An 11,772-nucleotide genomic window follows, 5' to 3' on the forward strand; every position below is an offset into this window, starting at 1 on the left:
GCCGGGCGCACCGAGTGCCCGGCCGTTCGTCGTGCGGGGCGGATGCCGCGACATCCCGCCGCACGTCGGTTCAGGCGGTGACGGCGACCACCCGCCGGGCCGCGACCGATCCGGTGTTGCGCAGGAACAGGATGATCCAGCTGAAGATGAGCACCCCCGCCACGAGCTCGACGGCGGTGAGGTTGTAGTACCCGACGGCGAAGAACACGCCGAGCACCACGATGACGCCCACGTACACCCAGCCGAGGATCACGAACACGCGCGGCATCGACGGCAGGAACGCCTGCAGGCCGACGACGAGAACCGCGTAGACGACGGCCATGCCGGTCGCCACGGTGTTGTGCACGAGGAAGAACTCGTCGACAGGGAAGATGCCGACGCACGCCAGCAGCACTCCGATGAGCATGAGCCCGTAGCGCACCACGTCGCGGCCGCGCCGCTCCTCGGGCGTGGCGTCGGGCAGGCTCGCCGTGGCGTACCGCGCGACGATCGTGACGATCGCGCCCGCGATGATGAGCGTGAGGTTGAAGGCGAGTGCGGAGATGTCGTCGGTCATGCCGAGCGCCGAGAGGTTCTCCTTCCACCAGTCCGGGTCGCTCGCGCTCAGCATGGCGGTGATCACGCCGACCACGAGGAACACGGCGAGCACGAGCGAGAGCAGCATGGGCGTCATCCGCACCGATGAGAGGAAGCTCACGTAGGCCGTGAGGGCGAGCCCCACGCCGAAGAGGAGCGCCGCCGGGATGGTGTACACCTCGGCGCCGATGAAGCTCTGCTCGAGGACGTCGGCGAGCCCGGTCCATCCGAGCAGGGCGATGACCGCGTGCGCGATCGCGAGCGCGAGCACGTCGAACCAGTGCAGGCCAGGCGTCGTCCCCTCGGCCGGCGTCACCGGAGCGGGGTCGGCTCCGGCCACGGGCAACGACCCGAACCGGCGCTTGAGCACGAACTGCCCGGTCGCGAAGGCGAGCGCCGCGACGACGCCCCCTCCGATCGCGACCGCCGCGCCGAGCGAGCCGCGGCCGGCGATCGGCAGGGCCGTTCCCCAGAAGAGCACGAGTCCGAGCAACCCGGACACCGCGAACACGAACGCACCGACGATGAGGGCCGACGATTCGACCGATTCGGTGGTGCGCGTGGGTTCCCTGAGGATGCCCACGATCGACGACGACTGCGACATCGGTCCTCCGCTCAGCGACGCCCGTCGCGCCGTCCCCCGGCGCAGGCTCCGGGCCCGCGAGACCAGACTGCCAGTCAGCGGCCGATCGGGTCGAGCACTTCGAGCATCGAGCCCTGCACGATGCCCGCCCACTCGTACGCGGCGCGCAGGTAGTCGTCGCGCTCCTCGTCGGCGGAATCGGCCTCGTCGGGGTCGGCGACGCCGACCCGCTCGGCGAGGATCAGCCGGAGGTCGGTGAGGAAGGTCAGCCACCCCCACGCCTGCGCCTGGTCGAGCTCGATCTCGACGAGCCCTTCGCCGCGCTCGGTCGCCGTGGCATCCCGCACGGCCTGCGCCGCCTGCCGCTTGCCGTCGACGAGGCTCTCGCGCGTATACCGGGCGAACTCGTGCGCGGCGGCCTCGTCCTCCTGGTAGGCCGATGGGAACAGCCTGCCGAGCGCGGGGTCGTCGTCTCCGCCGAGCAGCAGGACCGAGTCGACCTGGTCGGCGAGCTCGGAGAGCAGCATCGCCTCCTCGGTCTCGAGCACGATGCGGACGCCGTCGGCACCCCCCTCGCGACCGGCGACGATCACGGCTCGACCCTCGAGACGGTCGCCTGCAGGCCGTAGCCGTGCATCGCATGCACGTGCCGTTCCATCGCCTCGCGGTTGCCGGATGCCACGACCGCGCGCCCCTCGTGATGGACCTGCAGCATCAGCCGCTCGGCCTCCTCGCGCGGGTAGCCGAAGTAGTTGCGGAACACGTACGTGACGTAGGTCATGAGGTTGACCGGGTCGTCCCACACGATCGTCTGCCACGGCAGGTCGGGCCGCACGGCCTCGTCGGCGACGAGGTCGGCGTCGAGCTGCTCGATGGTGGACGTCACGATCCCAGCCTGACACGCTCGCGGCCCGCTCGCACGTCCCCCGTCGGGCGCCCGGCCCCGCGGTTCAGCCCCGCTCGTCGCCCTTGTCGACCCGGCCGAGGGCATAGGCGACCGCGTGATCGAGGTCCATCTCCATGCCCTCCCGGTAGGCCGGTGCGAGATCCTCGCGCGCGGTGTCGAGCTCGTCGATGGTGAGGCCGCGGATCCGCGTCAGCTCGTGGTCGACGAGCTTCGTGCCCGAGGCGTTCCGGAGGCCTTTCGCGGCGCCCGCGAGCCGGGCCATCCGCTCGTCGTCGCCGGCCGCGCGAGCGAGGCCCGCTGCGAGCGCGATGAACAGCACGACGGCCGACACGTCGCGGTGCCGGGCGAAGAGCTCGAGCCCCTGTATTAGGTACTCCCGGGCGGTGTCGAAGTCGTCGAGCCTGGCGGAGTAGATCGCGACTTCGAACAGGCCCCAGCCCGTCCCGAACTGGTTGCCCGCCCGGCGGTAGTGCTCGATGCTCTCGCGGAACAGCTCGAGCGCCCTCGGGATGTCGTCGTCGAGGTCGGAGACCGCGAGGGCGCGCCCCCAGACGATGTTGCCGAGCCCGTTCTCGTCGCCGAGCTGCCGGTAGATCTGCTCGCCCTCGTCATACAGGGCGTACACCTCGCGCCTGGTCTCGTCGGTGACGCCCGCCGTATTGGCGGCGACGCCCTCGGCGATGGCCGCGTTGTAGATCGCGTTCGCGATCGCGGCAGGATCGCCCAGCCGCCGCTGGATCTCGAGGGCCTCGTGGTACGGCCCGATGCACCGGTCGATCTCGCCCTGCCACCAGTAGACGCCGCCGAGCGCCTCCAGCGCGCCCGCTCGATCGCGGGGCCCGCCGCCGGGCAGCGACAGCACCGTCTCCAGACGGCTCCGGCCCTCGTGGAGGTGCCCGCGGGATTGCCAGAACCGCCAGGACGCCGCGGCGAGCCGGAGCGCGAGGTCGGCCTCGCCGTGCACGGCCGCCCAGTCGAGCGCGGTGCGCACGTTGTCGTGATCGACGTCGAAGCGGTCGAGCCAGTCCTTGCGGTCCTCGCCCATGAAGTGCGGCGCGAGCTCCTCCGCCCACGCGACGTAGGCCTCGAGGTGTCCCCGGTGCACGGCGTCGCTCGCCCCGCTCGCCTCGAGCTTCAGCAGCGCGACCTCGCGGATCACGTGCAGCGTGCGGAACCGGGCTCGCCCTCCCGGCGCGGCGACCTGTCGCAGCAGCCCCTGGTCCACGAGCTCCGCGAGTCCGCCCAGCACGTCGACGCCGACGTCGGCGCACACGCGTTCGATCTGATCGAGATCGGCGCCGCCCGCGAACACGCCGAGCCGCGCGAAGAGGTCCTGCACCGGCGGTTCGAGGAGGTCGTGGCTCCAGGCGATCGCTCCCTCGATGGTGCGCTGGCGCGCGGGCAGGTCCACGGCGCCCGTCCCGGGGCTGGCCGGGTCGAGCCGGGCGAGGATCTCGGGCACTGGCAGCAGGCGCACCCTCGACGCGACGAGCTCGATCGCGAGCGGCAGGCCGTCGAGGCCGCGAACCAGCGCGGAGACGGCGTCGGCATTGTCGCGGTTCACCTCGAAGTCGGGCCGCACCGCGAGGGCCCGGTCGACGAAGAGGGCGACGGCGTCGGAGTCGGTCACCGACTCCGGATCGGGTGCGGCCGGGAGCGGCATGGGATCGAGCGGCATCTCCCGCTCCGCCGCGATCCGGAGCGGGCCGCGCGAAGTGACCAGGAACCTCGAGCGAGGCGACGCCGTGACCAGATCGGCGACCACCGGCGCTGCGGCGATGACCTGCTCGAAGTTGTCGAGGATGAGCAGCACCTCCCGGTCCGCGAGGCGTTCCGAGAGCGTGTCGCGCGGCGACTGGCGCCCCGACGACGAGCTGTCGCCGAGCGCCCGCAGGATCTGCGAGGGGACCAGGTCGGGGTCGTGGACCGGAGCGAGGTCGACGAAGAACACACCGTCGCGGAACCGCCCGCCGATGTCAGCACCGACCTGCAGTGCGAGACGCGTCTTCCCGGTGCCGCCCGCCCCCGTGATCGTGACCACCCGCGACGCCTCGATCAGCCGGCGGACCGCCTCGCACTCGGCGCGGCGACCCACGAAGCTCGTGACCTGCAGCGGCAGGTTGTTCGGCACCGAATCGATGGTGCGCAGCGCAGGGAAGTGCGACGGGAGTCCGCCGATGTCGAGCTGGAAGATGCTCTCGGACTGCGAGAGGTCCTTCAGGCGGTGACGGCCGAGGTCGCGCAGCGCCACCCCGCGCGGGAGGTCGCGTTCGACCAGCGCGGCGGTCGGCGCGGAAAGCACGACCTGGCCGCCGTGCCCCGCGGCCGCGACGCGGGCCGCGCGGTGGATGTCGATGCCGACGTAGTCGTCGCCGCCGAGCATGCCGAGGCCGGTGTGCATCCCGATCCGCACCCGCACGGCGAGCCCCTCGGGCCAGGGGTGGGAGGCGAGCGCGCGCTCGATGTCGGCGGCCGCGGCCACGGCGCCCACCGCCGAGGGGAACACGGCGAAGAAGCCGTCGCCCTCGGTCTTGACCACGGTGCCGCCGTTGCCGGCGATGGCCTCGCGCACCAGCCGGTCGTGCTCGGCGAGCAGCGCGGGCCATCGGTCGGCGGCAGCCTGCGCCAGGCGGGTCGACCCTTCGATGTCCGTGAACAGGAAGGTGACGGTCCCCGTCGGCAGACGGGACGACGATGTCATACCCCCATTGAACTCCGATTCAGCCCGCGCGCGTCGATGCCGTGACCGTGAACTTCGGGTTGCGTGCGACCTGCCGCGTGGGCCCGACGATGCGTTCGAGCAGCGGCCGGTACCGCAGGTGCGAGTTCCAGACGCACCACAGCTCGCCGCCGGGTTCGAGCACGCGCGCGGCCTCGGCGAACAGGTGCGTCGCGATGCCGGTGTGCACGGCCGCGTCGGAGTGGAACGGCGGGTTCAGCACGACGAGCCGCTCGCTCGCGTCGGCCAGGTGCTCCAGGCCGTCGGCGTGGGTCACCTGCACCCGGTCGGCGACGCCGTTCGCGGCGGCGGTCAGTCGAGCGGATGCCACGGCCGCGGCGCTGCGATCCGATGCGCGCACCACGAGGCCCGGGCGGCGGCGCGCGAGCCAGGCCGCGACGATGCCCGAACCGCACGCGAGGTCCACGGCGGTCGCGGCATCCGGGACCGCGTCGCTCAGCACGCCGAGCAGGAACCGCGTGCCGATGTCGACGCCCGCGCCCGCGAACACGCCGCCGTGCGCGACCACGGTGAGGTCGAGCTCGTCGTCGTGCGCCTCCGCGGGCTGAGGCGCGCCCGCCGCGCGCGTCTCGAGGCCCGCACGTCGCCCCGACGCCACCAGCACGCGCGACTTCTGCCGCGCGTGCGTCACGTCGACCCGCTCGAACCACCGGGCGAGCACCTCGTTCATCGCGAGCGACATGTGCTTGATCCGCCCGCCGGCGAACACGCGGACGTCGGGCGACGCGTGCTCGGCGAGGAGCGTGGCGACGTCGTCGAGCCGGTCGAGCGAGCGGGGCAGGCGCAGGAGCACGATCCGCGCGCCTGCGACGAGCGCGGCGTCGAGCGGCAGGCTCCTCGGCCGCTCGGCCGGCGGGACGCCGAGCCGGTCGGCGTTCTCGGCGAGCGCGCGTTCGCCCGTGATCGGGTCCTGGTGCACGCGCACGTCGCGCGCTCCGGCGTCGATCGCCCCGAGCGCGAGCGCCCCGTAGGCGTCGTCGATCACGACGACCGCGCCGGGCGTGGAACCGACCTCGGCGAGCGCGGGCGCCGCCTCGTCGAGGACCAGGCGGTCCGCGGCATCCGCAGCCTGCAATCCCGGCGCCTCGAGGTCGGGATGGCGCCGGAGCGCATCGAAGTCGATCACGTCAGCGTGTCTCGGGGTGGTCGCCGCGCGAGTCGGACGGGCCCGGCTCCATCATCGGTCGGGTCGACGGCACGTCGCGGAGCGTGGTGCTCCGCGGGTGCGCCGGCGCCGACCCCGTTCCGCCCTCCGGAGGCGACGGCAACGGTACCGTGCGACGCGCGACCTTCGCGGGCCGATCACCGGGCGGTGCGAGCTCGCCGACGAACTCGCTCCACTCCGAACGCTCGAACCGCCGGTTCGCTCCGCCGATGAGTACGGTCCAGCCGTCGGCATCCTCAGCGATGCGTCGCCCGCGCCGCACGTCGGCGACCCAGCCGTGCTCGACCGCGCGCCATCGCACGAGCTGCACCCCGTGGCCCCGCACCAGCCGCACGCGTCCCATCCCCCCATTCTCGCCCGTCCGCCCTTCCGCCGCTGCCCGGGACGGATGCGGCATCCAGACCGGTTTGCTACCCTCGGCCCCCGATGCGACATTCGGCGCAGTTCCAGGGGGAGCGCCGCGCGGCGACCCGGTCGGCCGCACGGCGCTCGTCGCGTGCGCACCCGCCACCGAGCCGCCCTGCCCGGCCGCCGCGCGAACCCGGCCCGCGTCCCGCGCGTCGCCGCAGCGTCGCCGCACTCGCCGCGACCGTCGCCGTCGGCGGCCTGCTCGCCACCGTCGCGCTCGCACCGCTGCCCCGCCCGTCGGTCGCCGTGGCCGACCCCGCCGTCGCCGCGCTCTCGCCGTTCGCCGGCGCGGTGCAGCAGGTGACCGTCGACGGCGACATCACGACGGCCGGCGTCTCGCGCGACGGCTACTCGACCGCGACCGGGCCCGACACGCTCGTGGCATCCGGCACCAACTACGACTGGGCGAAGCTCGTGCTCGTCTTCGGCGACTGGCCGCTGACCGACGAGAACGTGACCCTCATGATGCAGTGGATGCGCGAGGAGAACGGCGCCGACAACTGGTGGAACCGCAACAACCCGATGAACAACGGCTACGGGTCGGGCGGCGGCAGCGGGCTCGGCAGCTACGCGAACCTCGTCGACGCCGCGCGGTACGCGGCCGACAACCTGAAGAAGCGGTCGTTCTACGTCGACATCGTCGCCGGGCTCGAGGCGGGCACGTCAGCGCACGCCACGGCGCAGGCGATCTGGGCGTCGCCGTGGGCCGAGAGCCACTACGGGTACGGCACCTGGTGGTCGACGTCGCCCGTGCCGGTCGTGACGGCGCCCGCCTCGGCCTGGGGGCGCTGAGCGCGCTGCGCGAGTCGTGCCCATTCGCGCCGGCGCACTGAGCGCGCCGTGCCCTTCGCGCCTGCGCGCTGAGCGCGCCGTGCCCTTCGCGCCTGCGCGCTGAGCGCGCCGTGCCCTTCGCGCCTGCATGAGAATCCGCCCGATAGCGCGCGTACGGCCCGCATCGCGCGGATCCTCATGCATCCGTGAGTGCGGCCGGGGTCGCATAGACTGGCGTCTATGCGGACGGGCGGGGTGGATGCCGCGGCCGGCGGTCTCGCGCTGATCGCCGACCCCACGCGGGCGCGCATGCTCTCGCTCATCCTTGCGAGCCCCGACGGGCGCGCGACCGTGACGGGACTCGCCGAGGAGCTCGGCCTGCGCCAGCCGACCGTGTCGCATCACGCGAAGGCGCTGCTCGACGACGGGGTGCTGGTCCGCTCGCCCGACGGCCGCCGCGCTTGGTACTCGATCGCAGCCGACCAGCTCGATCGCGTGACCGAACTGCTCGGCGAGCCCGAGGCGCCGCCCGCCGACGAGGCCGTCGTCGCGCGGATCGTCGACGACCTCGCGGCGCGCTTCGCGGGCACCTTCGGCCGCGAGACCGTCGAGCGCTACGTCCGCGAGAGTCGCGACCTCCTCGCGGAGCGCAGCGGTGTCTCGCGGCGATTCACGTCGCGCGCGGCCGGCTTCGCCGCCGAACGGCTCGCCGCGCTCGCGCGCCAGGCCCACGACGCCGCACCGGCGACGCCCGAGGTGCTCTTCGTGTGCGTGCAGAACGCCGGCCGCTCGCAGATGGCGGCCGCGATCCTGCGCCACCTCGCGGGCGACCGCGTGCACGTGCGGACCGCCGGCTCGGAACCGGCCGATGCGGTGTCGCCCGCGGTGGTGAACGTGCTCGACGAGATCGGCGTGCCACTGGGCGGCGCCTACCCCAAGCCGCTCACCGACGAGGTCGTGCGCGCCGCCGATGTCGTGATCACCATGGGGTGCGGCGACGCCTGCCCCGTCTACCCCGGCAAGCGGTACGAGGACTGGGAGCTCGACGATCCCGTCGGGCGTCCGTTCGGCGAGGTCCGCGCCATCCGTGACGACATCGACCGTCGCGTGCGCGGGCTGCTCGCCAGCCTGGACTGAGGGCGGGAGGCCGGATGGAGCGAGCCGCGGCATCCGCTCGACAATTCATAGATCACGATCTATGCTTTCTCGTGAACCAGCGAGAGAGGTCGCCCATGTCACAGAAGCCCACCGTCCTGTTCGTCTGCGTGCACAATGCGGGCCGCTCGCAGATGGCCGCCGGGTACCTGCGCGAGCTCGGTGGCGGCCGTGTCGAAGTGCTCTCGGCCGGGTCGGCGCCGAAGGACGAGATCAACCCGGTCGCGGTCGAGGCCATGGCGGAGGAGGGCATCGACATCGCCGGCAACACGCCGAAGGTGCTGACCACCGAGGCCGTGAAGGACTCCGACGTCGTGATCACCATGGGCTGCGGCGACGCGTGCCCGATCTTCCCCGGCAAGCGCTACGAGGACTGGGAGCTCGACGACCCGGCGGGCCAGGGCATCGACGCCGTCCGCCCCATCCGCGACGAGATCCGCCGCCGCGTCGAGGAGCTGCTCGGCGAGATCCTCCCCGAGGCGGAGGCGGCGCGGGCATGAGCGCCCGCGACGGGCAGCTCGCCCTCGACGACCCCGCCGAGGTGCTGCAGCGCAACGCCGAGCACCTCGCCGCCCGCTACGACGGCATCGTCAACGCCGAGACCGTCGAGCGCGTCGTCTTCGAGTCGTACGCGGCGCTGCTGCGCACCGCCCGCATCACGGTGCACCTGCCGAGCCTGGCCGCGCGGTTCGCGAACGAGCGCCTCACCGCGCTCGCGCAGGCCAAGGGCGTCATCCCGAAAGCGGTGCCCGAGGTCCTGTTCGTGTGCGTGCAGAACTCGGGCCGCTCGCAGATGGCCGCGGCACTGCTGCGCGAGCTCGGCGCCGGCCGCGTGCACGTGCGCTCGGCCGGATCGGAGCCCGGCGGCGCCATCCTGCCCGCCGTCGTCGAGGTCATGGCCGAGGTCGGTGTCGACCTCGGCGAGGAGTACCCCAAGCCGCTGACCGACGACGTCGTGCGCGCCGCCGACGCCGTGATCACCATGGGCTGCGGCGACGCCTGCCCCGTCTACCCCGGCAAGCGGTACCTCGACTGGCACCTCGCCGACCCGGCCGAGCTCGACCTCGACGGTGTGCGGCGGGTCCGCGACGACATCCGCACGCACGTCGAGCAGCTGCTCGCCGAGATCCTGCCGACGTCCGCCTCGCGATGAGCGACGCCCCCGCACTCGGGCGACGCATCCTCGGCGAGTTCCTCGGCAGCGGCGGCCTGGCCGCCGTGGTCGTCGGCTCCGGAATCGCCGCCCAGCGACTCTCGCATGCCGACACCGGACTGCAGCTCCTCGAGAACGCGATCGCGACCGCGTTCGGCCTCACGGTGCTGATCCTCGTGCTCGCACCGATCTCGGGCGCCCAGTTCAACCCGGTCGTCACCGCCGTCGACGCCGCGCTGGGCGGGCGACCGTGGCGCGACGCCCTGGCCTACCTGCCCGCGCAGGTCGCCGGATGCCTCGCCGGCACCGTGCTCGCGAACGTCATGTTCGAACAGCCCGCGGCGGCCTGGAGCCAGACCGAGCGGGCCACGCCGGCACACCTGCTCTCCGAGGTGGTCGCGACCGCGGGACTCGTCGTGGTCATCTTCGTGCTCGTCCGCACGGGCCGGACGGGGCTCGTCGCGCCCGCGGTCGGCGCGTACATCGGCGCATCGTACTTCTTCACGAGCTCGACGAGCTTCGCGAACCCCGCGATCACCATCGGCCGCGCGATCACCGACACGTTCGCGGGCATCGCGCCGAGCTCGGTGCTGCCGTTCATCGCGGCGCAGTGCGTCGGCGCGCTGGTCGGCTGGGCCGCCGTGCAACTCCTCGCTCCGCGGGCCGAGTCGTCACGAGCCGAGCTGGACGACCGTCGTGCCGCCGAACAGCTCGCCTGACCGGGCGTGACGCCCGAGCGCGCTCGGCGTCGACCCGAGGACGCCCCGGCGACCTCACGCGTGCTGGGCGACGTCACGCATGCTGGGCGACCGGGTCGCTCAGCGCGGCGAGCCGGGCGACGCCGACCGGCTCCTCCGCGAGCAACGGCACGACCGCCACGCGGCCTCGCCGCCGGTCGTGAGGAACTCGCTCCACGACCCGGGCACCGAGGTCAGCTGCAGCAGCTCGACTGCGCGGATGCCGCGGCCGGCTCGGTCGCGCAGGAGCCCGCGCTGGTGCCATCCGCCGCCAGGCTCGTCGAGCACACGCCCGTCGCCGGCAGCACCAGCTCGACGTTGCGCGCCGCGGCGAGATCGCCCGCCAGCCACGCGGTGATCGAGCGGACCTGCTCGTACCCGGTCGCGAGGAGGAACGTGGGCGCGCGGCCGTAGCTCTTCATGCCGGCGAGGAAGAAGCCCGGCTCGGGGTGCTCGAGCTCGGCGAAGCCGTGCGGCTCGACGGTGCCGCACGTGTGCACGTTCGGATCGATGAGCGGCGCGAGGCGCTTGGGCGCCTCGACGGTCTCGTCGAGCTCGAGGCGGATCTCGCGGAGCATGCCGAGGTTCGGGCGGAAGCCGGTCGCGTTCACGACGAGGTCGGTCTCGTGCTCGACGAGGTCGTCGCCGCGGAGACCGTAGAGGCGCACACCGTCGTCGGTCCGGCCGAGGCGCACGGTCTCGAAGCGGTCGACGACCTCGATCCGGCCGGCGTGCACGAGCGCGTCGACGCGGCGGCCGATGTTCGCGCGGGCGACGAGCTCGTCGTCGTCGGACGTGGTCACGCGGACGGCGCTCGCGTTGCGGATCAGCCAGGTGATCCTCGTGTTCGGCTCCTCCTCGGCGAGCGCGGCGAGCGCGAGAAGGGTATTCGCCGCCGAGTGCCCCGCGCCGACGACCGTCGTGTGCCGGCCCGCGAAGCGAGCGCGCTCACGGCCGAGCACGTCGGGGAGTGCGTGGCCGATCCGGTCGGCGACCTCGGGCAGGCCCAGCGGGTCGAGGCCGGAGGAGGCCAGTGAGTTGGGCTGCTCGTACGTTCCCGACGCGTCGATCACGGCGCGCGCGGTGACCTCGTCGACACCGTCGGTCGAGCGCGTGCGCAGCAGGAACGGGGTCGCGGCGCGGTTCGCCGTGCGGGTGCGGTCCATGCCTCGGCGGGTGACCGCGTCGACGGCGACGCCGGTGCGGATCCGCGACGCGATCGGCTCGAGCGCGGCGAGCGGCTCGAGGTAGAGCTCGACGAGCTCCGTGCCGGTCGGCAGCGACTCGGGCGCGGGCAGCTCCCACCCGGTGGCCTCGAGCAGTCGGCGCGAGGCGGGGTCGACGACGTGCTTCCACGGTGAGAAGAGACGCGTGTGACCCCATTGCCGCATGCTGCTCGCGATCTCGTCGCCCGCCTCGTAGATCACGAAGTCGATCCCCCGTTCGACCAGGTTCGCCGCGGTGGCGAGCCCGATCGGCCCGGCGCCGATGATCGCGACGGGCAGGGTGTCGAGCTTGCGGCTCTGCAGGCTCTGGACGGTGAGATCGATCAGGGTCATGGTCGGGCACTCCTCGGA

13 protein-coding genes are annotated in these 11,772 nt (G+C 73.2%); 5 read left to right on the forward strand and 8 right to left on the reverse strand.

Annotated elements, in window-relative coordinates; all coding sequences use genetic code 11:
• Positions 1-70 precede the first annotated feature (70 nt).
• From AC3RKB_RS04555 to AC3RKB_RS04580, 6 genes are all read right to left on the reverse strand, one after another.
• Complete coding sequence (locus tag AC3RKB_RS04555; protein WP_491434791.1) at positions 71-1,180, reverse strand: DUF998 domain-containing protein; 1,110 nt, start codon at positions 1,178-1,180, stop codon at positions 71-73.
• A gap of 74 nt (positions 1,181-1,254) precedes the next feature.
• Positions 1,255-1,752, reverse strand: coding sequence for a DUF2017 family protein (locus AC3RKB_RS04560; RefSeq protein ID WP_491434792.1), 498 nt, complete (start codon positions 1,750-1,752; stop codon positions 1,255-1,257).
• Positions 1,749-2,045, reverse strand: coding sequence for an ATP-dependent Clp protease adapter ClpS (gene clpS, locus AC3RKB_RS04565; RefSeq protein ID WP_491434793.1), 297 nt, complete (start codon positions 2,043-2,045; stop codon positions 1,749-1,751). The genes AC3RKB_RS04560 and clpS overlap by 4 nt, the downstream gene beginning before the upstream one ends.
• Positions 2,046-2,109: 64 nt before the next feature.
• Entirely contained in the window at positions 2,110-4,767 is a 2,658-nt protein-coding gene (locus AC3RKB_RS04570; RefSeq protein WP_491434794.1) for an adenylate/guanylate cyclase domain-containing protein, read from the reverse strand.
• Between the two features lie 19 nt (positions 4,768-4,786).
• A complete protein-coding gene (locus AC3RKB_RS04575; protein WP_491434795.1) occupies positions 4,787-5,932 on the reverse strand; it encodes a class I SAM-dependent methyltransferase in 1,146 nt (381 codons plus the stop codon).
• A 1-nt stretch (position 5,933) separates the two neighbouring features.
• Positions 5,934-6,314 carry a hypothetical protein gene (locus AC3RKB_RS04580; RefSeq protein WP_491434796.1) on the reverse strand — a complete coding sequence of 127 codons (381 nt, stop codon included), beginning with the start codon at positions 6,312-6,314 and terminating at the stop codon, positions 5,934-5,936.
• An 83-nt stretch (positions 6,315-6,397) separates the two neighbouring features.
• Here AC3RKB_RS04580 and AC3RKB_RS04585 point away from each other — a divergent pair, with 83 nt between their 5' ends.
• From AC3RKB_RS04585 to AC3RKB_RS04605, 5 genes are all read left to right on the forward strand, one after another.
• Positions 6,398-7,171, forward strand: a complete 774-nt coding sequence (locus tag AC3RKB_RS04585) for a hypothetical protein (protein WP_491434797.1) — start codon at positions 6,398-6,400, stop codon at positions 7,169-7,171.
• A 219-nt stretch (positions 7,172-7,390) separates the two neighbouring features.
• On the forward strand, positions 7,391-8,287 hold the full coding sequence (locus AC3RKB_RS04590) for a metalloregulator ArsR/SmtB family transcription factor (RefSeq protein ID WP_491434798.1): 897 nt from the start codon (positions 7,391-7,393) through the stop codon (positions 8,285-8,287).
• Positions 8,288-8,382: 95 nt separating this feature from the next.
• Positions 8,383-8,805 carry an arsenate reductase ArsC gene (locus tag AC3RKB_RS04595; RefSeq protein WP_491434799.1) on the forward strand — a complete coding sequence of 141 codons (423 nt, stop codon included), beginning with the start codon at positions 8,383-8,385 and terminating at the stop codon, positions 8,803-8,805.
• A complete protein-coding gene (locus AC3RKB_RS04600; protein WP_491434800.1) occupies positions 8,802-9,458 on the forward strand; it encodes an arsenate reductase ArsC in 657 nt (218 codons plus the stop codon). The genes AC3RKB_RS04595 and AC3RKB_RS04600 overlap by 4 nt, the downstream gene beginning before the upstream one ends.
• A complete protein-coding gene (locus AC3RKB_RS04605) occupies positions 9,455-10,177 on the forward strand; it encodes an aquaporin (protein WP_491434801.1) in 723 nt (240 codons plus the stop codon). Before AC3RKB_RS04600 ends, AC3RKB_RS04605 begins: the two co-directional genes overlap by 4 nt.
• 73 nt (positions 10,178-10,250) lie before the next feature.
• On the opposite strand, the gene AC3RKB_RS04610 is transcribed toward AC3RKB_RS04605, so the two are convergent.
• Both AC3RKB_RS04610 and AC3RKB_RS04615 read right to left on the reverse strand, forming a co-directional pair.
• Positions 10,251-10,373 (reverse strand): hypothetical protein, encoded by a 123-nt coding sequence (locus AC3RKB_RS04610; RefSeq protein WP_491434802.1) that lies wholly within the window; start codon positions 10,371-10,373, stop codon positions 10,251-10,253.
• A gap of 16 nt (positions 10,374-10,389) precedes the next feature.
• Positions 10,390-11,754: an FAD-dependent oxidoreductase gene (locus AC3RKB_RS04615; RefSeq protein WP_491434803.1), complete on the reverse strand. Its 1,365-nt coding sequence runs from the start codon at positions 11,752-11,754 to the stop codon at positions 10,390-10,392.
• Between the last annotated feature and the right edge of the window lie 18 nt (positions 11,755-11,772).

This window comes from Agromyces capsici, assembly GCF_058349965.1.

Coding starts and splice junctions, on each gene's coding strand:
- AC3RKB_RS04555 (WP_491434791.1), bottom strand. CDS start 1,180: ATGTCGCAGTCGTCGTCGATCGTGGGCATCCTCAGGGAACCCACGCGC.
- AC3RKB_RS04570 (WP_491434794.1), bottom strand. CDS start 4,767: ATGACATCGTCGTCCCGTCTGCCGACGGGGACCGTCACCTTCCTGTTC.
- AC3RKB_RS04580 (WP_491434796.1), bottom strand. CDS start 6,314: ATGGGACGCGTGCGGCTGGTGCGGGGCCACGGGGTGCAGCTCGTGCGA.
- AC3RKB_RS04585 (WP_491434797.1), top strand. CDS start 6,398: ATGCGACATTCGGCGCAGTTCCAGGGGGAGCGCCGCGCGGCGACCCGG.
- AC3RKB_RS04590 (WP_491434798.1), top strand. CDS start 7,391: ATGCGGACGGGCGGGGTGGATGCCGCGGCCGGCGGTCTCGCGCTGATC.
- AC3RKB_RS04595 (WP_491434799.1), top strand. CDS start 8,383: ATGTCACAGAAGCCCACCGTCCTGTTCGTCTGCGTGCACAATGCGGGC.
- AC3RKB_RS04600 (WP_491434800.1), top strand. CDS start 8,802: ATGAGCGCCCGCGACGGGCAGCTCGCCCTCGACGACCCCGCCGAGGTG.
- AC3RKB_RS04605 (WP_491434801.1), top strand. CDS start 9,455: ATGAGCGACGCCCCCGCACTCGGGCGACGCATCCTCGGCGAGTTCCTC.
- AC3RKB_RS04615 (WP_491434803.1), bottom strand. CDS start 11,754: ATGACCCTGATCGATCTCACCGTCCAGAGCCTGCAGAGCCGCAAGCTC.